The 21,034-nt window shown below is 50.1% G+C and carries 18 protein-coding genes; 3 read left to right on the top strand and 15 right to left on the bottom strand.

Annotated elements, in window-relative coordinates; genetic code table 11:
- Nucleotide 1: 1 nt before the first annotated feature.
- From rimO to LKD71_RS01715, 6 genes are all read right to left on the bottom strand, one after another.
- Nucleotides 2-1,330, bottom strand: a complete 1,329-nt coding sequence (rimO, locus tag LKD71_RS01740) for a 30S ribosomal protein S12 methylthiotransferase RimO (RefSeq protein WP_178044828.1) — start codon at nucleotides 1,328-1,330, stop codon at nucleotides 2-4.
- A 122-nt stretch (nucleotides 1,331-1,452) separates the two neighbouring features.
- On the bottom strand, nucleotides 1,453-1,800 hold the full coding sequence (gene rpoZ, locus LKD71_RS01735; protein WP_178044829.1) for a DNA-directed RNA polymerase subunit omega: 348 nt from the start codon (nucleotides 1,798-1,800) through the stop codon (nucleotides 1,453-1,455).
- A complete protein-coding gene (gene gmk, locus LKD71_RS01730) occupies nucleotides 1,801-2,445 on the bottom strand; it encodes a guanylate kinase (RefSeq protein WP_227614113.1) in 645 nt (214 codons plus the stop codon).
- Nucleotides 2,438-2,713 carry a DUF370 domain-containing protein gene (locus LKD71_RS01725; RefSeq protein WP_178044831.1) on the bottom strand — a complete coding sequence of 92 codons (276 nt, stop codon included), beginning with the start codon at nucleotides 2,711-2,713 and terminating at the stop codon, nucleotides 2,438-2,440. Before LKD71_RS01725 ends, gmk begins: the two co-directional genes overlap by 8 nt.
- Before the next feature lie 12 nt (nucleotides 2,714-2,725).
- The gene (locus tag LKD71_RS01720; protein ID WP_227614112.1) at nucleotides 2,726-3,604 is read right to left on the bottom strand and encodes a YicC/YloC family endoribonuclease; all 879 of its coding nucleotides are present in this window, start codon (nucleotides 3,602-3,604) and stop codon (nucleotides 2,726-2,728) included.
- A gap of 118 nt (nucleotides 3,605-3,722) precedes the next feature.
- A complete protein-coding gene (locus LKD71_RS01715; protein WP_178044833.1) occupies nucleotides 3,723-4,199 on the bottom strand; it encodes a hypothetical protein in 477 nt (158 codons plus the stop codon).
- A 291-nt stretch (nucleotides 4,200-4,490) separates the two neighbouring features.
- Here LKD71_RS01715 and LKD71_RS01710 point away from each other — a divergent pair, with 291 nt between their 5' ends.
- Complete coding sequence (locus tag LKD71_RS01710; RefSeq protein ID WP_227614111.1) at nucleotides 4,491-6,227, top strand: Rqc2 family fibronectin-binding protein; 1,737 nt, start codon at nucleotides 4,491-4,493, stop codon at nucleotides 6,225-6,227.
- A gap of 698 nt (nucleotides 6,228-6,925) precedes the next feature.
- Here LKD71_RS01710 and LKD71_RS01705 read toward each other — a convergent pair.
- Both LKD71_RS01705 and leuS read right to left on the bottom strand, forming a co-directional pair.
- Entirely contained in the window at nucleotides 6,926-7,264 is a 339-nt protein-coding gene (locus tag LKD71_RS01705) for a cyclic-di-AMP receptor (RefSeq protein ID WP_227614110.1), read from the bottom strand.
- 48 nt (nucleotides 7,265-7,312) lie between these two features.
- Entirely contained in the window at nucleotides 7,313-9,724 is a 2,412-nt protein-coding gene (gene leuS, locus LKD71_RS01700) for a leucine--tRNA ligase (protein WP_227614109.1), read from the bottom strand.
- A gap of 160 nt (nucleotides 9,725-9,884) precedes the next feature.
- Here leuS and LKD71_RS01695 point away from each other — a divergent pair, with 160 nt between their 5' ends.
- Nucleotides 9,885-10,532, top strand: a complete 648-nt coding sequence (locus tag LKD71_RS01695) for a TIGR01906 family membrane protein (protein WP_227614108.1) — start codon at nucleotides 9,885-9,887, stop codon at nucleotides 10,530-10,532.
- Between the two features lie 18 nt (nucleotides 10,533-10,550).
- On the opposite strand, the gene LKD71_RS01690 is transcribed toward LKD71_RS01695, so the two are convergent.
- From LKD71_RS01690 to scfA, 6 genes are all read right to left on the bottom strand, one after another.
- Complete coding sequence (locus tag LKD71_RS01690) at nucleotides 10,551-12,035, bottom strand: sensor domain-containing diguanylate cyclase (RefSeq protein WP_178046753.1); 1,485 nt, start codon at nucleotides 12,033-12,035, stop codon at nucleotides 10,551-10,553.
- 42 nt (nucleotides 12,036-12,077) lie between these two features.
- Nucleotides 12,078-13,193, bottom strand: a complete 1,116-nt coding sequence (locus LKD71_RS01685; protein WP_227614107.1) for an AI-2E family transporter — start codon at nucleotides 13,191-13,193, stop codon at nucleotides 12,078-12,080.
- Nucleotides 13,180-14,943 (bottom strand): single-stranded-DNA-specific exonuclease RecJ, encoded by a 1,764-nt coding sequence (recJ, locus tag LKD71_RS01680; RefSeq protein WP_227614106.1) that lies wholly within the window; start codon nucleotides 14,941-14,943, stop codon nucleotides 13,180-13,182. Before recJ ends, LKD71_RS01685 begins: the two co-directional genes overlap by 14 nt.
- Nucleotides 14,944-15,017: 74 nt before the next feature.
- Nucleotides 15,018-17,168 carry a protein translocase subunit SecD gene (gene secD, locus LKD71_RS01675; RefSeq protein ID WP_178046999.1) on the bottom strand — a complete coding sequence of 717 codons (2,151 nt, stop codon included), beginning with the start codon at nucleotides 17,166-17,168 and terminating at the stop codon, nucleotides 15,018-15,020.
- A 4-nt stretch (nucleotides 17,169-17,172) separates the two neighbouring features.
- On the bottom strand, nucleotides 17,173-18,546 hold the full coding sequence (gene scfB, locus LKD71_RS01670; RefSeq protein ID WP_227614105.1) for a thioether cross-link-forming SCIFF peptide maturase: 1,374 nt from the start codon (nucleotides 18,544-18,546) through the stop codon (nucleotides 17,173-17,175).
- Between the two features lie 70 nt (nucleotides 18,547-18,616).
- A complete protein-coding gene (gene scfA, locus LKD71_RS01665; RefSeq protein ID WP_117765758.1) occupies nucleotides 18,617-18,760 on the bottom strand; it encodes a six-cysteine ranthipeptide SCIFF in 144 nt (47 codons plus the stop codon).
- A gap of 154 nt (nucleotides 18,761-18,914) precedes the next feature.
- Between scfA and tig the strand changes: the two genes are divergently transcribed.
- On the top strand, nucleotides 18,915-20,096 hold the full coding sequence (gene tig, locus LKD71_RS01660; protein ID WP_227614104.1) for a trigger factor: 1,182 nt from the start codon (nucleotides 18,915-18,917) through the stop codon (nucleotides 20,094-20,096).
- 61 nt (nucleotides 20,097-20,157) lie between these two features.
- On the opposite strand, the gene LKD71_RS01655 is transcribed toward tig, so the two are convergent.
- Complete coding sequence (locus tag LKD71_RS01655; protein ID WP_227614103.1) at nucleotides 20,158-20,976, bottom strand: HAD family hydrolase; 819 nt, start codon at nucleotides 20,974-20,976, stop codon at nucleotides 20,158-20,160.
- Between the last annotated feature and the right edge of the window lie 58 nt (nucleotides 20,977-21,034).

Genomic DNA, 21,034 nt, shown 5'->3' with positions numbered 1-21,034 from the left:
TTCATTCTGCCAGCTCTCCTATCAAATCATATTCAAGGGCTCCGGTCACCTTCACACGGGCGAAATCGCCGGAAACCAGTGTCTCTGCTGTGTTGATGAAAAGATAACCGTCCACGTTGGGGGCATCCCCGTAAGTGCGGGCCACATAGGCGCTCTCGCCGGAAACCTCGCCCTCCACCATGGCAAGAAGCTCTCTTCCCACCATATTTTCCGCCTTTTCAAAGGCGATGTCCTGCTGAAGCTCCATGATCTCATTGCGCCGTTTCTGTTTGATCTCCTCGGGAATCTGATCCAGCATCTCTGCTGCCGGAGTATCCTCCTCTGGTGAATAAGTGAATACGCCGAGACGTTCAAACTCGACCTCATCCACGAAATCCATGAGTTCCTCGTGCTGCTCCTCCGTCTCCCCCGGGAAACCGGTAATCAGAGTTGTACGAAGGACGATATCCGGGATCTCTTTTCTCAAAGTACCGATGATATCCAAAAGCTCGGCTTTCGTCGTGCGGCGTCCCATACGTCTGAGAATCGTATCGTTGGCGTGCTGGATCGGAAGGTCCAGGTAATGACAGACTTTTTTCTCTTCTTTCATAACCTGGATGAGCTCCGGATAAATCTCCTCGGGATAGCAGTAGAGAATCCTGATCCAGCGGATGCCTTTGATCTTACAGAGCTCCTTAAGAAGCTTATGAAGGCTCTTCTCGCCGTAGAGATCCTTTCCGTAAAGAGTGGTCTCCTGTGCTACCAGAATCAGCTCCTTCACACCCTGCTCCGCCAGCGTCTCCGCCTCCTGAAGGAGGCTCTCCATCGGAACACTCCGGTAATTTCCGCGGACCTTCGGGATGATGCAGTAAGTACAGTGCTTGTCGCAGCCCTCTGCGATCTTTAAGTAAGCGTAATGGCCACCGGTCGTGAGAAGACGCTTGCCCTTCTCGGAAGCAAAACCTTCCAAGGGCTCCAGAATCAGGGATTTTTCGTTTTTCTCCAGGGCTGCCCTGATAGCCGGGATCAGTTTGTCAAAGCTGTTGGTACCCAAAACGGCATCCACCTCTGGGATCTCATCGATGACCTCCTGACGGTAACGCTGGGCTAGGCAGCCTGTAACGATCAGGGCCTTGCATGGACCGTGCTTGCGGTACTCTGCCATTTCCAGAATATTCTGGATACTTTCTTCCTTGGCATCTCCGATGAAACAGCAGGTATTGACGACAATCACGTCCGCCTCTGTCTCGCTGTCCGTCATGGTAAAGTGCTCCTGTTCCAGAAGCCCCAGCATACGCTCGGAATCTACCAGATTCTTGTCACAGCCAAGGGAAATAAACAATATTTTCATAAAAACTCCTTATTGTGTTTTATTCATTGGGATAATTGTACTATTTTTCCAGGAAAAAATCAACCGCCGAAGGAAGAAAAGAGCCCTTACTTTTTACAGCAAGAGCTCTTCTTCTGACTTCCTTATTCCTCTTCTTCCAGCTCCTCCATGGGAACCTCGTCTGTCTGAAGGTCAACGCTAGGTATATCGCTTGCGAGGACTGCTGCCAGAGCTGCCTCTTCGTCCGCCTTATCTCCCTCTTCGTCCTCACCCAGGACTTTCAGTTTGCCGAGAGCCATCTCCTCCACAGCTGTGGACAGGGGCTTTTTGCCCGGAGCGGCGCAGTCGGATTTTGCTCCGTCAATGAGCTGACGTGCTCTCTTTGCGGTGGCAAGAACGATGGAATAACGGCTGTTTACCACGGGGGTATCGCCCTCCTCCACGTCTCCGTTTACTACCTTTATCAACTCTGCATAAGATGGATGTAACATTTATTTTTCTCCTTTCCGAAACTTTTGCAGTTCCTCTCTGATTTTAGCGATTTTCTCTATATTCTGCTGCCGTGTCAGACGGCGGTGTTCACTTCTGATGATCTCATGAAGTTCTTCCACGCAGATATCCAGCTCATCATTGATGAGAAGATAATCATAGGCTTCCACACCCTCTGCTTCCTCGGAAGCGCGGCTCAAGCGGGCCTCGATGACCTCCTGAGTCTCGGTGCCTCTGCCGGTGAGACGGTTTTTCAGCTCATCCCCATTGGGCGGCGTCACAAAAAGAAGAAGGGTATCCGGGCGTTTCTCACGCACCTTCAGCGCTCCCTGGATCTCGATCTCAAGGATCACGTTTTTGCCCTTTTCCAGCTGCTCGTCCACATAGGCCTTCGGCGTTCCGTAATAGTGATCGCAGTATCCGGCATACTCCAGAAAAGCGTCCTCACGGATCATCTTTTCAAACTCTTCATTTGATTTAAAGAAATAGGCCTTGCCCTCTTCCTCGCCCACTCTGGGCTTTCTCGTCGTTGCCGATATGGACAACGCATATTCTTCCCCGTGAAGCTCCAAAAGACGTTTCACAAGGGTTCCCTTGCCAGCTCCGGAAAAACCGGAGAGCACGATCAGAATTCCTTTGTTATTCATCGTCTTCCCCTTTCCATTGCATCTCTTTTGTGCCTGCCGACATGCGGCGGCCTAAGGTATCCGGCTGAAGGGCGGAAAGGATCACATGATCCTCCTCCGTGATCAGCACGGCTTTGGTACGTCTCCCCTGGGTGGCATCGATGACTCTTCCGGCCTCCTTTGCCTTCTGAACCAGGCGCTTCACTGGCGCCGCATCCGGACATACCACAGATACTACTTTTTCCGAGTTCACCAGATTGCCAAACCCGATATTTACAAATGCTGCCACAAATGATCGCCCCTATTCAATGTTCTGGATCTGTTCCCGCACCTTTTCGATCTCGGTCTTCAGATTGATGGCCAGATTGGAGGTCTGAAGATCATTTGCCTTGGAAAGGATGGTGTTGGCCTCCCGGTTCATCTCCTGGGCGATGAAATCAAGCTTCCGCCCGATGCTGCCGCCCTGAATCAGTTCGGCCTTCATGCCCTCGATATGACTTCTCAGGCGGACGGTCTCCTCATCGGTGCAGATCTTGTCGGCATAGAGGATCACCTCAGCGGCCAGCCGGGACTCATCCATCTGACTGTCGGCGAGAAGGCTGTCCACCTTCTCGCGAAGGCGGCTCCGGTACTCCTCCAGAACCTGCGGATAGCGCTTCTCCACCGCATCAACATTGAGAAGCATGCCATCCAGCTTTCCGATGAGGTCATTTTTCAGATTCTCGCCCTCTCTGGTACGGGTCTCCACAAACTGCTTTAAGGCTCCCCGAAGAGCAGTCTCCAGAAGAGCCCAGATCTCATCCTCATCCACCATCTGTTCCTCCATGGAAAAGACCTCCGGGCAGGAGCCCAGGCGGGAAACGGTGACATCGTCCTTCAGGTTAAACTGCTGTGCCATCTGGCGGTAATATTTCAGATACTCGCCGGCGATGTTCTCATTGTATTTCAGAGAGAAGTTATTCTCCGTATCATCCTCGCAGGTAATAAAAACATCCACCTTACCCCGCTGGATGTATTCCTTCATCACGGAGCGGATGGCGGACTCAAAGAAATTAAATTTCTTCGGCATTTTAATGTTTACATCGAAATAGCGGTGGTTCACCGCTTTGATTTCTACTGTAAACTTCCGGTCGCCCTGGACGTGCTCGCAGCGTCCAAAGCCGGTCATGCTTTTGATCATAGATATCGCTCACTTTGCTTTCGTCTTTTTGGCTGACCGCTGTTTTTATCAAACATACGATACTACGCCATCTTCCTATCCATTATAGAAGAAACACAAGTCTCAGTCAACGGAAAAATTATTTTTTCCGGGAATTCTTCTTTAACTCCTCCGGGCTCTTGCGATGTTTTCCCATATTGGCTCCCGGAACTCGTCCGGTCTTTTTCATAATGAAATTCTGAAGCTTGGTAAAAATCACCAGCAGGATAAAGAAAAGGAGCACCGGCGCTACGAACATCAGCACCATGATCAGGACGAAAATAACCTTTTCGCCAGTGGTGGATTCAACTTCCTCTGTGGATGCCTCGCTGGAATTTTCGGATGCGGCGGGTTCCTGTTCAGTTTCTGCGGTAGTTTCCGCTTTGTCTGCGGCCTCTGTGCTTTCCTCAGCGTTTTTCTGAGTAGTTTCCGCCACTTCAGTCTCCGCCGCTGCTACGGTCTCCTCCTGAGCTACGGTTACGGTTTCTGTCTCAGTTGCAAGGCTCGCCGGAGCCGTGCCGATAATCGTCAGCGTTGCCAGAACACCAGCCAGCCAGATTTTCTTTCGTTTTTTCATTTTGCTACACCTCCATTTAATCCATACCTACGAATTGCTTCGCAGCTTTCGCAATTCTGCAAACATTCGAAATCCGCTGATTTACTCCGTAAACCACTACTTTCTCATGTTTGGCGGGTTCCAAGCTCAAAAGTCTTATCGTGCAAGCATGAACGACTTTTTGACCTTTTGACCCTGGCATCATTCATATTGTAGCAAACAATTTCGAAAAATGAAACCCTTTTCTCTTGCGAAGTGTGGGTTTACCTAGTATACTGAAATGTGACGCCATTTTGAAAGGAGTTGTTATCCATGGCCTTAGACGGAATTGTCATTTCCAGTCTTGTAAAAGAATTTAATGAGACCCTCACCGGCGGAAAGATCGCCAAGATCGCCCAGCCGGAAAACGACGAGCTTCTGCTCACCATAAAGAACTTTCGCAACCAGTACCGCCTTCTGATTTCTGCCGGAGCAAGCCTTCCTCTGATCTACCTCACAGGCGACAACAAGCCCAGCCCCATGACGGCCCCGAACTTCTGTATGCTCCTCCGCAAGCACATCGCCAACGGAAAAATCTTAAGGATCTGGCAGCCGGGCCTGGAGCGTATCATCCATTTTGAGATTGAGCACTTAAACGATCTCGGAGACCTCTGCCATAAGGTACTGACCGTGGAGATCATGGGAAAACACAGCAATATCATCTTCTGTGATGACAACAACAAAATCATCGACAGTATTAAACATGTGGGCATTCAGATGAGCTCCGTCCGGGAAGTTCTGCCCGGCAGGGAGTATTTCATTCCTCACACCCAGGATAAGGAAAATCCCCTCACCATCACCGAGGAACGCTTCCGGGAGACAGTTCTCACGAAACCGCTTCCTCTTTCCAAGGCCCTCTATATGACGCTTACCGGCATCAGCCCTCTGATCGCCGAGGAGATCTGTCACCGGGCTTCCCTGGAATCAGACCAGAGCGCCAACTCGTTTTCCGATACGGAGGCCACGCATCTTTATCATACTTTCTCCCGGCTTATGGAAGATGTAAAAAATGGGAACTTCACCCCGACGGTGGTCTATGACGGCCGGGAACCCCTGGAATTTTCAGCCCTTCCGCTGACGCTCTATCAGGACAAGCGCGTGGAAACCTTCGAGAGTATCTCTGCGGTACTGGAAAATTATTACGCGATGAAGAACACCATTACCCGGATCCGGCAGCGTTCTTCCGATCTTCGGCGTATTGTAAACACCGCTCTTGAGCGGAACCGCAAGAAATATGAGCTCCAGCTCCGCCAGCTCAAGGACACCGAGAAACGGGAAAAATTCCGTGTCTACGGCGAGCTCATCAACACCTACGGCTACAATCTGGAGCCCGGCGCCAAAAAGCTGGAGGCTCTGAACTACTATAGCAACGAGATGGTGACGATCCCCCTGGACGACACCCTGACTCCCCAGGAAAATGCCCAGAAAAACTTTGAGAAATATAATAAGATGAAACGGACCTTCGAGGCCCTCTCCACTCTGACCAAAGAGACGAAGGAGGAGATCGATCATCTGGAATCTATCAGTACCTCTCTGGATATTGCACTCTCGGAGGAAGATCTCGTGGAGATTAAGGAGGAGCTCACTGAGTATGGATATATCCGCCGGAAAGGTAATGCTAAGAGGGTTAAGGTGACGTCGAAACCTTTCCATTATATCTCTTCGGATGGTTTCCATATGTATGTAGGGAAAAATAACTTTCAGAATGAGGAGCTGACTTTTAAGTTTGCTGTTGGAAATGACTGGTGGTTCCACGCAAAAGGGTGCCCGGGATCGCATGTGATTGTTAAGACGAATGGGGAGGAGCTTCCGGACCGCACCTTTGAAGAGGCTGCGCGGTTAGCGGCACATTATTCGCAAAACAAAAAAGCCGATAAAGTTGAAATCGACTATGTTGAGAAGAAGCATGTGAAGAAAGTAGCTGGCGCCAAGCCGGGGTTTGTCATTTACCATACGAATTACTCTATGGTGATTGGGACGGATATTTCGGATATTCAGCAGATCTCTTAAGAATTTTTGCTTTTGGAAAGCCTAAAAGAAAAAACGAGGGGGACAGCTCCGAGTCAGCGAGCCCGCCGTCCCCCTCGTAAACTCCCCCTTCTGGGCCCGCTTAGAAAATATGGGGCTTACGTCATACAAGGTATGCGTGAAATGACGGTTATTCGGTGTCTCATAGTAGAAAAAAAGTGTTGCTTCCGGGAGAGATGATCTTGGAGTTTCCGGATGCTCGGTATTTCATAGCAAAAAGCAAATGCAGTTTCCAGGAGAGATGAATACGGAGATTCTGGGTGGTCTGTATCTTATAGTGAAAAACAAGTATAGTTTCTGGTAAAAATGAACATGGAGATTCTGGGTGGTCTGTGTCTCATAGTGAAAAACAAAGACCTTGCAGCAGTCACTATATATCCATACAAACACAGATGCTTAGCTCATTGTTCACAAGGTCAAAAAGCTTACATTAGTTACTACCAACAAGCATTTTATCTTCAACTTCATAATCTACCATCACAAAAAAGAGGCCCACGCCCCACTACTTCCCAGTGTGACATAAGCCTCTTATTTTTTTAATATGAATCCATACCCATCTGTCATTTCACGCATTTCCAGTATGACGTAAGCCCCCTATTTCCTAGCGTGCCCTGGAAAGGGGAGCGCGAGGGGAAAACCAGGACTACGCAACTCCGATGGTTTTCCCCTCGCATATTTTTTTACATCTTCTCAAAGCGTTCCACATTCATCACAAAGATCGTACTACCCCCGACTTCCACATTGATCGGAACCGTATAGTTCAGTCCCGGGGAGATCGGGCCGCTGGGAGCTGCGAGGTTCGTGTATTTCACGGTCTTCCGCTCTCCTGCATATTTCTGGATAATGGAGATCGCCTGATCGACCTTCTCATCTTCCGTACCAATCATCAGCGTCACATGCTTCCGTTTCAAAAAGCCGCCGCTGGTCGCGATCTTCGTCACAAAATAGCCTTTTGCCACCAGCTGTGCGCTGGTCTCCATCTCATCGTCTTTTCCGACAATTGCCATGATCATTTTCATAATGCAGAACCTCCTTTTTAGGTTTGCCCTATTTTACCATAAAAGGGATCACTTAGCAACGATGTTGATGATCTTCTTCGGAACGTAAATCTCTTTGATGATATTTCCGGTGAGCTTGTCACCCAGAGCCTCTTTACCCTTTGCGATCGCATCTTCTTTGGAGATATCGGCCGGGATGGAGATAACAATCTTGGTCTTGCCGTTGATTTGAACAGGAACCTCAACCTCGTCATCCTTCATGGCTTCCTCGTCATGCTCCGGCCAGGTGTTCTTGAAGACAGACTCGGTGTGGCCCAGCTGCTGCCACAGCTCCTCGGAAAGGTGCGGAGCAAAGGGAGCAAGCAGAATCACTGCGGTCTCAAGGGTTTCCTTGTCGATGCCCTCTTTCTTGGCCAGCTCGATCATCTTGTTGTTATACTCCATGAAACCGGAGATAACGGTGTTCAGGCTGAAGCTCTCCAGACGCTGGGTGATGGTATGTACCATGCGGTGACGAAGCTTGATCATCTCCTTGGTAGGCTCTACGGTCTTGTCCTTATTGTCCATTACCAGGCTCCAGAACTTGTTCAGGAAACGGTAAACGCCGTCGATACCGCGGTCATCCCACTCGGCATCCAGCTCGGGCGGTCCCACGAAAAGCTCGTACATACGCAGGGAATCGCAGCCGTAATCGCGTACCAGATCATCCGGGGAAACCACGTTTCCTTTGGATTTACTCATCTTGATACCGTTCTTACCGTTGATCATACCCTGATTGAACAGTTTGTGGAAGGGCTCGTCAAAATCGATCACACCGATATCGTACAGGAATTTGGTGTAGAATCTGGAGTACAGAAGGTGCAGTACCGCATGCTCTACGCCGCCGATATACATATCAACCGGCAGATATTTGTCAGCTTTCTCTTTGGATACCAGCTCTTTGTCGTTGTGGGCATCCACATAACGGAGGAAGTACCAGGAAGAACCTGCCCACTGAGGCATCGTGTTGGTCTCTCTCTTTGCGGGAGCTCCACAGCACGGGCAGGTGGTGTTTACCCACTCGTCGATGGCAGCCAGCGGAGACTCACCGGTTCCGGTCGGCTCGTAGGACTCTACATCCGGCAGACGAAGCGGCAGCTGATCCTCGGGAACAGGCACGTTTCCACAGTGCGGGCAGTGGATGATCGGGATCGGCTCACCCCAGTAACGCTGACGAGAGAATACCCAGTCACGGAGCTTGTAGTTTACGGTCTTGCGGCCGATGCCCATTTTCTCAATGATCATCGGAGCTTCTTTCTTGAGCTCTGCGGACTCTCTTCCGTTCCAGTCGCCGGAATTGATCATAACTCCGGAAGCCTCGGTATAAGCCTCAGTCATATTCTCGATCTCTTTGCCGTCCTTTGCGATAACCTGAATGATCGGGATGTTGAATTTCGTAGCAAAAGCAAAGTCACGGTCATCATGAGCAGGTACGCACATGATAGCGCCGGTACCATAGTCAGCCAGTACATAATCGGACAGCCAGATGGGAACCTTCTTGCCGTTCAGCGGGTTAATCGCATAGGAACCGGTGAAGACGCCGGTCTTCTCCTTATCCTGCATACGGTCTACGTTGGACTTCATGGAAGAATCGAAGATGTATTTCTCTACAGCCTCTCTGGTCTCGTCGGTAGCCAGGCTCTTAGCCAGCGCGTGCTCCGGAGCCAGTACCATGAAGGTAGCGCCGTGAAGGGTGTCCGGTCTGGTGGTGTAAACGGTGATCTTCTCCTCGCGGCCTTCTACCGGGAAATCAACCTCGGCGCCGTAGGATTTTCCGATCCAGTCGGTCTGCATCTTTTTAACCTTTTCCGGCCAGTCCAGCTTGTCCAGATCATCCAGAAGACGCTCTGCATATTTGGTGATGCGGAGCATCCACTGACGAAGGTTTTTCTTGGTAACCGGGGTGCCGCAACGCTCGCAGCAGCCGTTTACTACTTCCTCGTTGGCCAGTCCGGTCTTACAGGAGGGGCACCAGTTGATCGGGAACTCTTTCTCATAGGCCAGGCCTTTTTTGAACATCTGAACGAAGATCCACTGGGTCCATTTATAGAAATCCGGATCTGTGGTGTTCACTTCCATATCCCAGTCATAGATGGCTGCGATCTCGTTGATCTGGCGTTTGATATTTGCGATATTCTTTGCGGTGGAGATGGACGGATGCTGACCGGTCTTGATGGCATAGTTCTCTGCCGGAAGTCCGAATGCGTCCCAGCCCATGGGATGAATCAGATAATAACCCTGGAGCATTTTATAGCGGCTCCACACATCAGAAATTACATATCCTCTCCAATGTCCTACATGCAGTCCGTTTCCTGACGGATACGGGAACATGTCCAGACAGTAATATTTCGGCTTTTTGCCGTCGTTGACGTTTACGGGATGCTCTTCCCAGATCTTACGCCATTTCTGCTCGACGGCACGATGGTTATACGGTGTTGCCATTCCTTTTCCTCCTTGTCCTCTATGGGAACCTTCTTCTCCGCCCTGAAAAATGAGCAGACGGTCTCATAACTAATTATGAATTTTACTCATTTGACTTGCATTTGTCAATAGATGCCCGTATATTCTTATGGTAGAAAAAAATGCAAAGGAGTTTAAATATATGAAATTTTCCACTCTGCGGGATCTCGGGACTGGCTTTTTAGGCTTCCTCTTCTGCCTTTCCCTCAGTGTCGTGCTGATCCTGAACTTCCGTCCCTTATACGTTTACGAGATGAAAAGCGAGAATCTTGCCTCCGTCTCTTCCATGACAGAGGAGGAAATTCTGGAAGAATATGACGCCCTGATCCGTTACAATTCCCTTTTTTACCGGGGAGAACTTACCTTTCCTTCTCTTCCCATGTCCGAGGAGGGACGCATCCATTTCGAGGAAGTCAAAGGGATCTTTGACGGGATTCAGATTCTCCTGATCCTCAGCGCCCTCACCTTTCTTCCCCTGGCCGTTTTCCGGATCTGGAAAAAGCAATTCGGCTTTCTCAGGGTCATTCCCGGAATTTCCGCGATCGTGGCGCTTCTGGCTTTTCTTGTCACCTTCCTTGACTGGGACGCTCTTTTCACCGCTTTCCATCAGCTGATCTTCCGAAACAACTACTGGCTCTTCGATCCGGCTACGGATCCGGTCATTGATCTTCTGCCGGACAGCTATTTCCTTCACTGTCTTATTGGAATTGTAGGGCTTCTTGTTTTCTTCTCCCTGCTCTTCGGCCTTGCTTATCATTTTCTGAAAAAGAAAGCCCAGGCGAACCGCTAAAATCCGCCTGAGCTTTTTTCAGGAATGATAGATATGATAACCGTTTCTTCCGCTTCGCTTTGCCTCATAAAGTGCCTTGTCCGCACAGATATAGACTTCCTTGTAACTCTCCCCGGCATCCGGGAAAAAGGCAATGCCCATACTTGCGGTGATCTTCCGCCCTTTCAGTTCCGGAAAATCAATCTCCAGAAGTTTTTCCTTGAGTTCTTCCGCTTTTCTGGCTGCCAGCTCTTTCTCTGTGATATCCTTCATAAACACCATAAATTCATCGCCGCCGATTCGTCCCAGAATATCGCTTCCGCGAAACGTTTCCCGTAGGATCTTTCCGACCTGTTTGAGAACCTTATCACCCACCGCATGACCGTAGACGTCGTTGATCTCTTTGAAAAGATCCACATCCATCATGAGAAACGCCTGTTTTCCCGTACATTCCTCACTGTCCATCCAGCTCCGCACCTTGTGTTCAAAGGCCCTCCGGTTAAAAATACCGGTAAGCTCATCGTTCTCCGCATAATAGATCAGTGTTTTCTGTCTCCGGCTGTTCATGGAAGCGAGGACCAGAAACAGAATCACCACCGCCAGAATCAGGGCACAGGCCAGAATCAGCTCGTCCTTCTCAATAAAGCTGTAAGGCTCCTGCGCCGCAGCCCGGGGCACCACATAGCAGAGCATCCAGTTATTCATGGAGATGGGGGCATATGTCAGATAATAGGTTACTCCCTCCTCCTGGAAACGTGTGATACCGCTGGCCTGATCTTCAAAATCCGTACGGAGATCATCTGCATTCTTCTTTTCAATGAAATTTACCCGCTGACAGCGCTCATAAAAATTATCTTCGGTACTGATCATAGTCTTTATGGGATTTACGATCTCATCCTCCGAATGATCCAGAGAGATCACCTCGCCGCTGGGAGTCACCAGAAACTGAAAGCCCTTTCCGTCGTAAAGATCCTCAAAAACCAGACTTCCGAGATAGGCCAGATCGTAGGAGCCGCCCAGGACACCCTTCACCTCTCCGCCCTGATAAATGGGAACGCCTAAGATTACCCGCTGTTCCCCGGACAGTTTGCTGACCAGAGGATCGCTTAAGGTTCTCTCTCCTTTCATAGCCTGCTGAAAATAGGCCCGTTCGGAGACATCTTTCTGCTCTCCGGTATCGTAGGTACTGATCCCGTTCTCGTCCACGATGCCGACAGCTTCCAGATAACTCTCCTTCTGAACCGAACGGATCAGATTCATACTGGCATCATCCGTCAGCTCCTCCTGAAGACCGATGTAGGAGGCCAGCCCTTCCATATATTCATACTGTACCTCCAGAACTGACTGGAGATGGAAACACTGTCTTCCTGTATAATTGCTCAGAGAATTTCTCGTATTGGAATTCACATTTTCCCGGATCACGCCGAAGAAAATCAGGATGCTTACTGTCATAACAACAAGAAAGGCAATGACAACAAGGCCATAGTTTCTGTAAACTTCTTTTCCTTCTACCTTTTTTCTCATAGCCGCTCTTCCCCTTTTGATCTACGATTGATATAGGATGCGTTATTTTTCTTCTTTCTTTTCTCTCGTATGAATGTACTCGGAAAACAGCTTATAAGCGGTCGCCGTCAGAGGTACGCCGATGAGCATCCCTAGAATTCCCCAGAGACCGCCGCCTACCGTGACTGCCGCCAGGATCCACATGCCAGGAAGTCCCACGGAACCGCCCACCACTCTGGGGTAGATCAGGTTCCCTTCCAGCTGCTGAAGGATCACCAGAAAACAGATAAACGGGATCACCTGTCCGGGACTCACGGTCAGGATCATGAAGGCTCCCACAAAAGCACCAATGTAAGCGCCAATGATCGGAAGCAGGGCTGTGGCTCCCACCAGCGCTCCTACCATGGGAGCGTAAGGGAACCGGAAAATCAGCATGCCCACCGTACAGAGACTTCCCAGGATAACGGCCTCCGTACACTGGCCCGCGATATAGCTGGTGAAGGTATGATGCGCTACCGCCACCACATGAAACAGCCGTTCATAATTTTTCTCCTGCAAAAAAACTTTCAGGATCCGCTTGGCCTGATCGAGGAGTCTCTCCTTTCCCGAGAGGAGATAAATTCCAAAAATCAGGCTCATGAACAGGCGGACGATACTGCTGCTTAAAAGGCCTACAAGCTCCACTGTAGAGTTCAGGATCTCCGTCAGACTTCCCAGGAACTGATGGATGATCTTCGGCCAGTCGATGGCAAGACTTTCCAGCCAGTCTTTCAGAGCCGGAATCCCGCCGCTGTGGTCTACGGCCCATTCAATCCCTTTTTCCACATAGACCGGGATTCCTTCCCCGAGAAGCAGCACCGCGTTCAATAACTCCGGAGCCACGACACGAATCAGAAGAAAAATAATCCCCAGTACAACAAAAATGGATGCTGCCAGGCAGACCGGCCGCCTGGTTTTTGCCACCCAGGGGGCGTCTTTTTTTGTAAAATAATGTCTTTCCATGGCAGACATGATGATGTTCAGCACATAGGCGATGCCGCAGCCCAGAACCAGCGGCAGGGAGACGCCGCCTACCTGTCCGAAAAATGCCAGAATCTCGTCAAAATAGCAAACCAGCAGAGCCAGTCCCCCGATCAGAACGAGATACAGGACTATTCGCTGCCTTTTACTTTTTTCCACTGGTCTCTCCTTTCCCACGCTGATAATTCTGAATCACAATCTGCAGCGTCTTATTTCCCCGGAACTCGTTCACGGAAGGATAGTAGGTCATGGAAAGGACCACCGAGGACGGCCGTCCCTGCAGAAGAAGCTCCAGCTCCGCAGGGCCGAAATTCTCCCGGATGTAATCCTCAAAACCCGGAATATCCCCGAAATACAGGGCTTCCATTGTACAGCCCGACGCATTCTGCACCAGCATTTTCAGTACGTTCCGGTTTCTTCCTATGATCTGTGCCCGCAGAATTTTCAGATTCCGATCTGCAAAAACGGGCTTTGTATTTGCCTTACCAAAGGGTTCCAGGACAGAAAGCTCACGAATCAGCTTTTCTTTAATATAATCCAACGGCATGGGAACGTCAATCATTATTTTCGGTAGCAGATCATCTTCTGTCAGTTCAGCTGCCTCGTTAATTTCTTTCCGGAAACGCTCCACATTTTCCTCCGGAAGAGAAAGGCCTGCCGCCATCGGATGCCCCCCGAATTTTGTGAAAAGACCGCTGACCTTACACAGCTCCTGAAACATGTTGTAGGCCTCAATCGAACGGCCGGAACCCTTGACGCCTTCCTCCGCTTTTGTGAGTACAAAGACCGGCCGGTTATATTTTTCCCGGATTCTTCCGGCGATGATGCCGGCCAGACTCTCGTGGCAGGTGGGAAGATAGATCACCAGCACTTTGTCCTCTTTCATGGAGGTGCTTTCCATAAGCTCCATGGCCTCCGCCACGCCCTGTTGAGTCATGTCTTTCCGCTCGTCATTGAGACTTTTCAGCTCCTCCGCCAGTATCTTTGCCTGTTCCGGTGTGGATGCCATGAGAAGCTTCAGGGCTCTTTTGGCCGTGTCCAGCCGGCCCGTGGCGTTGATGCAGGGCCCCAGCACAAAGCCGATATGATAGGCGCTGATGGGGCCTTCCGTCAGACCGTTGGCCGCGATCAGCGCCCGGAAGCCCTCGTTTCTCGTATGGTTCAACCGTTTCAGACCTTCTTTTACCAGGATCCTGTTCTCCCCGGTGAGATCCATCACATCACCCACGGTGGCAAAGGCCACGTTTTCCAGCAGAGGATCCCACTCTTCGGCGCTGATTCCATAAGCCTCATAGAGGCACTGGATCAGTTTGAAAGCCACCGCCGCTCCGCAGAGACTTTTATAAGGGTAGGGGCAGTCCGGCTGTTTGGGGTTGATGAGGGCATCCGCCGACGGCAGAACTTCCTGGGGCTCATGATGATCCGTGACGATGACCGTCATTCCGAGTGCTTTCGCCTGGGCAATCTCCTGCACCGCGGCGATGCCGTTATCGCAGGTGATGATCGTGTCCACCTCTGCCTCCGCTGCCAGCTCGATGAGATGCTCATTCAGGCCATAGCCGTCCCGGATCCGGTCCGGGATATCCACATCCACCAAGGCCCCACAGCGTAAGAGGCCTGTCAGCAGAATATAGGAAGCGTTGACACCGTCGATATCATAATCCCCGATGACCCGGATCTTTTTTCCCCCGCGGATCTTTTCCTGAAGGATCCCCACGGACTTATCCATATCCTTCAGAAGATGCGGATCGTGAAGCCAGGTGAGGTCTCCGTAAAGATACTCCCGCATGGCCTCCTCCCCCACGATATCCCGGTTCCGGATCAGCCTCACCGTCACCGGATCGATTCCAAATTCTGCCGCCAGCTTCTGAAAATCCGCCTTTTTGGCGGAAACCATCCATTTTTCCATTGTATACTCCATTTTCTTTCTAAAAAAGGCTGCCCTTTTCAGGACAGCCCTTTCTGCTGTGGTCTTACGACCGATTATGCGTTCTCTTTTTTCTGCTGTCTCTCTTTCATGGTGTACCAGAGAGCTCCGGTGATGCATACAGAAGAATAAGCTCCGCATACCACACCTACCATCAGCGGAAGTGCAAACTCACGGATGGAGGGAACACCCAGGATAAACAGAACAGCTACCATCACGAAAGTCGTGAAGGAAGTGTAGATACTTCTGGTCAGAGTCTGAGTGATACTTGCATTTACTACGTCGTAAACGGAATCCTTCTTGCCCATGGCTTTCAGGTTCTCACGGATACGGTCAAAGATAACAATGGTGGCGTTGATGGAGTAACCAACGATGGTCAGCATGCAGGCGATGAAGGTATTTCCGATGGAAATACGGGACACTGCATAGAACATCAGAACTACCAGCACATCATGTACCAGCGCCAGAACGGCACTTGCTGCAAAACGGATATCTTTGAAACGGAACCAGATGTAGAGCAGCATGCAGATGGTAGCAATGATCACTGCCATAACCGCGTCTTTTCTCATCTCGCTTCCGATCGTAGCGGAAATATTCTCAGATGAAATCAGTGTGGTATCCACATCGAAGTTTTCAGCCAGTTTGTCATTCAGAGAGTTTCTCTCGTCCAGATCCAGAGTTCTGGTCTTGATGATGACCTGATTGGTTCCGGTTACTTTCTGAGTCTGAATGTCTGCGTCGCCAGTTACTTCCTGAACCACCGGTTTTACCTTGGAATCGATATCAACGATGCTCATATCCTCGTTGAAGGTCACATTGGTGGAAGTACCGCCCTTGAACTCCAGGCTGTAGTTCAGAGCGCCGTTTCCGGTTGCGGACTGGATACCCATGGTCACCGGCCCGATAACGATCAGTACGATGGAAATGATGAAGCAGATCTTTCTCCTGCCGAGGAAGTCGATGGGCTTTCTCTCTTTTGCCTCACCATAGTATTTCTTGTCTCTTGCGAAAAGTGCATAAAAAGCAAGGGTCAGATATCTGGAAATCACCAGAGCGCTGAACATGGAAAGCACGATACCCATAGCCAGGGTATAGGCGAAACCTTTTACGCTTCCGGATCCCAAGATACCGAGAACCAGAGCGGCGATCAGAGTCGTAATGTTGCCGTCCACGATGGCGGAAAGAGCTTTGTGGAAACCGGTCTGAATGGAGTTCAATACACTCTTTCCGGCTGCAATCTCCTCACGGATACGGGCGTAAATGATAACGTTCGCATCCACAGCCATACCGATACCGAGGATGATACCTGCGATACCCGGAAGGGTCAGGGTGATATCAAAAGCATTCAGTGTTACCAGCATCAGTGCAGTGTACACCAGAAGAGCGATACCTGCAACCAGACCCGGAAGACGATATACCAGAATCATGAACAGGATTACGATGATCAGGCCGATGGCGCCTGCGATCAGGCTGGTGTGGATGGCCTCCTCACCGAGCTGTGCGCCTACCACCTGGGAACGGAGCTCTTCCAGCTTCAGAGAAAGGGAACCGATACGGATGGAGGAAGCAAGCTTCTCAGCTTCGCTCTGGCCTGCCATACCACTAATGACTGCGCTGCCGTCTGTGATGGCCTCGTTGACTCTCGGGGAACTGATGACCTCACCATCATAAACGATGGAGATCTGTTTTCCAACATTTGCGCTGGTGGCGTCAGCGAAAGCCTTCGCACCCTCGTCGGTCAGGGTCAGCTGTACGACCCACTCTTTGTTTTTCATGCTGTCCTGCTGAACGCCCGCCTCTGCGGAAGCAACCTCAGAACCATCCAGAACAACGGTTCCGTCTGTCAGCTGGAACTCCAGGGAACCGGGTTTACCCAACTCTTCGAGGATTGCGTTGGCATCGGACACGCCGGGGATCTCGATGTTAATACGGTCAGAGCCTTCCTGGTAAACCTGAGCCTCTGTGCTGTAGCTGTCCACACGCTGCTGCAGCTTATAGACCGTGTCGTTCATCTGTTCCTGGGTCGGTGTCTCATCTCCGACTGCCTGGTAGGTAATACTTACACCGCCGGCCAGATCCAGACCGGTATTGATGTTTTTCGCGGAGCCGGTGCCCGTAGGTCCGAATCCAACTGCTGCGGTAAAGGTCAGAAGTCCCAGGAACAGGGCTGTGACGATCACAACAGCGATCGCTTTGTTTTTCTTCATGGCTTTATTCTCCTTTTTCTTCATCCGCCAGGGCGGCTTTGATCATAATCGCGCACTCCACTCTCTTGCGCTCGAGCTCACAGCCGATGTCATAGGCATCGTTGATGGAACCATGGAAGTTATAGGAATTAGCAGCACAGCCTCCGCTGCAATAGAATCTGGCAAAGCATTTCTGACATTTTTCCTTGGCATAGACGTTGCAGCACTTGAATTCGTCCTGAATCTCCGTATGAACGATTCCCGTGTCCACGTTGCCCAGAAGGAATTTCTCGTTTCCGACGAACTGATGGCAGGGATAAAAATCGCCCCAGGGGGTAACTGCCAGATACTCGGTTCCTGAGCCACAGCCGGAAAGCCGCTTGTAGACGCAGGGACCGCCGGAAAGATCGATCATGAAATGGAAGAAATTGAAGCCTCTGCCTTCCTTCTCTCTCTTGATCATCTCTTTCGCCAATTTGTCGTACTCTTCACAGATCTTCGGAATATCCTCCTCGCGGATGGCGTAATCGTCCTCCGGCTGAGCAACCACAGGTTCCATGGAAACCTGCTTGAAGCCGAGATCCGCATAATGCAGGACATCCTCGGAAAAGTCGAGATTGTAATGGGTAAAGGTACCTCTCACATAGTATTTCTGCTGGTTTCTGCTGTCGGAGAATTTCTGGAATTTCGGAACGATCAGATCATAGCTTCCTTTTCCGTTGCGGAAGGGACGCATCTTATCGTGAACTTCCTTTCTTCCGTCCAGACTTAAAACCACATTACCCATCTCACGGTTACAGAACTCCATCACTTCATCGTTGAGGAGCACACCGTTCGTCGTCAGGGTAAAACGGAAATTCTTATTGTGGATCTTCTCCTGCTCACGCCCGTAACGGACAAGATCCTTTACTACCTGCCAGTTCATCAGTGGCTCGCCGCCAAAGAAGTCTACCTCCAGGTTCCGGCGGCTTCCTGAATTGGCAATCAGGAAATCCAGAGCCTTCTTGCCCACCTCAAAGCTCATGAGAGCCCGGCGGCCATGATATTCTCCTTCTTCTGCAAAGCAATACTGACAGGCAAGATTACAGTCATGTGCGATATGTAAACACAGAGCTTTTACCACGGTAGGACGTTTTTTAAAGTCCTCAATAGCCGGACGGTAACGGTCCTCCGTAAAAAGAAGTCCGTTTTCTTTCAGCTCCTGACATTCATCCATGGCAGCCTTGATTTCTTCTTCCGGGTATTTCCCTGCAAGGCTGTCCCGGATGGATGCAGGAGTCTCTCCATCCTGCTCCAGATATGGAATCACGTCATAAACAATATCATCAACCACATGAACCGCGCCGCTGTTTACATCCAGCACAATGTTGTATCCATTATTTTTATACCGATGGACCACGATTCATTTAACCCCTTTCAAGCAATAAGCAGCGAACGTAAGGTCCGCTGCCTATCTCGCGTTTTTCTAATTATTTATTGTTTTCGCAGCTCTGGTTTCCTACTGTACAGGAAGTCTTACATGCGGACTGGCAGGAAGTCTGGCACTCACCGCAGCCACCCTTCTTTAAGGTGTTCTGAAGTCTTTCTGTATTTAAGGTCTTGATGTGTTTCATTTCTCTAGCCTCCTTTTTTCTTAACTTTTGTCATTATATCATAGGTAAATTCATTTTTAAAGTATTTTTTCTTTTTTACATACCTTTTTCACATTTTTGTGTTATACTTAGGTCACTAACAGGGTTTGTAAGAACCCGGAAAGGAATCAGACACATGAAAAAACGCATTTCATATGCCCTCGGAGTTACCTGTGCCACAGCACTCCTTCTCGGAGGCTGCTCTTCTTCCTCCACCTACGGAAAATACATGACCCTCGGCGAGTACAAAGGCCTGGAAGTCAGTAAGATCAAGACAGAGATCACCGATGATGACATCGAGCAGGAAATCTCCTACACCCTGGACGACAGCACCGAGTACAACGAGGTAGACCGTGCAGCTGAGGACGGCGATATGGTCAATATCACCTACAGTTCCACAATGGACGGAGAAGATTTTGACGGCGGCAGCGGCGAAGACGTGGATATCCAGCTTGGCGCCGGCTATCTGGAAGGCGATATTCTCCAGGATGCAGAAAGCCAGATCATCGGCATGAAAGCCGGAGACACCAAAGAGATGGATCTTACAATCCCCGAAGATTACTATTTCGACGATACCCTGGCAGGCCAGTCCATCCAGGTGACCCTCACCGTCAACACCGTTTCCGAGGTGAACCGTCCGGAGCTTACCGATGAGTTTGTAGCTTCCATCTCCGATTTTGACACCGTTGATGCCTACAAGGAAGACCTGAAAAAGACTCTGGAAGCTTCCGCAGAGGAAAACAACGAGTACATGGCCGGCAGCGACGCTCTCACTCAGGTGGTGGAAAACAGTACCTTCAAGGGCTATCCCGATAACCTCTACAATGAGTGCAAAGATCTCTACGATCAGACCAATCAGGCTTATGCCGAGATGCTCGGCCTGGATGTCTCCGATTTCGAGGGCACCGACGAGGAAATCAAAGCCGCTGTGGAGAGCATGGTCTATGAGGATATGGTTGTGACCTCCATCGCCGAGAAAGAAAAAATCACCGTTTCCGACGACGAGTACACTCAGTATGTGGAAAACAACCTGGACACCTACGGCATGAGCAGCGTGGAAGAATTTGAATCCACATATTCCAAAGAGAGCGTCATGGATGAACTTCTCCGGGAAAAGGTTCAGAAATTCCTGCTGGATAACGCGAAGGTCACAGAAGTCAGCGAAGATGAGTATTATCAGGAATACGACGAAGGCGAAACCTATTCCGACGAAGATGTGGTCGATCTCTCCCTGGATGATGAGGCAGAAACGGAAATCGTGGATGCAGACACAGAAGCGGCTACGGAAGCAGCTTCCGAGACCGGTTCCGAGGCATAAAACTTTCTTACCTGAGAAAAGCATAAAAAAATACAGCTCTTGCGGGCTGTATTTTTTATGCTTAAAAGTTATTCAGGAACTCCTGGTTTACCTGGCGCTGGAAAGTACCGCGATAATTCAGAGCGATAAATTTCTCCCAGGCTCCCTGAAGAAATTTTCTCCAGGACTCTTCCTCGTATCTTACCAGAATCGGATAGAACAGGATGCCGTTTCTTCCTGCCGCTTCCAGATCAGAGGGAGCATCGCCGATCATGAGCACATGGTCTTTGTCATAACCGCACTCCAGAAGTTTCTCCACAAGGACGTCTTTCTCTCCGCCCTCCTGGGTGAGAAACTCTTCCACATAGGAATCAAGGCCATTCTCTTCCCAGTCTTTCTGAACCTCCGCGCTTCCGCCGGCAGAAACCACCGCGATATCTGCCATTTTCGCGATCTCACCCAAGACCTCATGCACACCTTCAAAAGCCTGTACCTCGCCGCCATGCATGAAACTCATGGAGCCGTTTACCAGCTCGGACCAGGCCAGCGCTTTTCGCATACACTCATTTCCGGTCTCCTCGTAAGCTTCCTTCAGACTCTCGTCTGAAAGCTCTTCCGCTGTGGAAACCCAGTGAACATAACCGGCCAGGCCTTCCACTCTCTTATAGTTTTCATTGACTTCCTTCAGCATTTTTGCCAGCCCCCGGAAACGGTTTGTTCCCCGATCCAGACTGTAGAGATTGATCTCCCTCCACCGCGCAGTCAGTTCGATCTTATATTTTCCCAGATCCCACACCATCAGCATGCAGGGCGCCAGACATTTGTCATGTTTCAGATCCATCGTGTCCATGACACAGCCGTCAGAATCAATACATACCAGAAATTCTTTTCTTTTTTCCATTCGTTCCTCCCTGAAAACCGGCCCTTCTCCCGAGCCGGAAAACATCCGGTGAGAGTTT

The organism is Fusicatenibacter faecihominis (genome assembly GCF_020686945.1).
GTDB lineage: Bacteria > Bacillota > Clostridia > Lachnospirales > Lachnospiraceae > Limivivens > Limivivens faecihominis.
This window is presented reverse-complemented; position numbering and strand designations above follow the sequence as displayed.

Bases quoted from the DNA above. Each gene is read 5' to 3' on its own strand.
- LKD71_RS01720 (WP_227614112.1), bottom strand. From the start codon at position 3,604: ATGATCAAAAGCATGACCGGCTTTGGACGCTGCGAGCACGTCCAGGGC.
- LKD71_RS01710 (WP_227614111.1), top strand. From the start codon at position 4,491: ATGGCCTTAGACGGAATTGTCATTTCCAGTCTTGTAAAAGAATTTAAT.
- LKD71_RS01715 (WP_178044833.1), bottom strand. From the start codon at position 4,199: ATGAAAAAACGAAAGAAAATCTGGCTGGCTGGTGTTCTGGCAACGCTG.
- LKD71_RS01690 (WP_178046753.1), bottom strand. From the start codon at position 12,035: ATGAGAAAAAAGGTAGAAGGAAAAGAAGTTTACAGAAACTATGGCCTT.
- secD (WP_178046999.1), bottom strand. From the start codon at position 17,168: ATGAAGAAAAACAAAGCGATCGCTGTTGTGATCGTCACAGCCCTGTTC.
- leuS (WP_227614109.1), bottom strand. From the start codon at position 9,724: ATGGCAACACCGTATAACCATCGTGCCGTCGAGCAGAAATGGCGTAAG.
- rimO (WP_178044828.1), bottom strand. From the start codon at position 1,330: ATGAAAATATTGTTTATTTCCCTTGGCTGTGACAAGAATCTGGTAGAT.
- tig (WP_227614104.1), top strand. From the start codon at position 18,915: ATGAAAAAACGCATTTCATATGCCCTCGGAGTTACCTGTGCCACAGCA.
- LKD71_RS01695 (WP_227614108.1), top strand. From the start codon at position 9,885: ATGAAATTTTCCACTCTGCGGGATCTCGGGACTGGCTTTTTAGGCTTC.
- LKD71_RS01655 (WP_227614103.1), bottom strand. From the start codon at position 20,976: ATGGAAAAAAGAAAAGAATTTCTGGTATGTATTGATTCTGACGGCTGT.
- scfA (WP_117765758.1), bottom strand. From the start codon at position 18,760: ATGAAACACATCAAGACCTTAAATACAGAAAGACTTCAGAACACCTTA.
- gmk (WP_227614113.1), bottom strand. From the start codon at position 2,445: ATGAATAACAAAGGAATTCTGATCGTGCTCTCCGGTTTTTCCGGAGCT.
- rpoZ (WP_178044829.1), bottom strand. From the start codon at position 1,800: ATGTTACATCCATCTTATGCAGAGTTGATAAAGGTAGTAAACGGAGAC.
- recJ (WP_227614106.1), bottom strand. From the start codon at position 14,943: ATGGAAAAATGGATGGTTTCCGCCAAAAAGGCGGATTTTCAGAAGCTG.
- LKD71_RS01705 (WP_227614110.1), bottom strand. From the start codon at position 7,264: ATGAAAATGATCATGGCAATTGTCGGAAAAGACGATGAGATGGAGACC.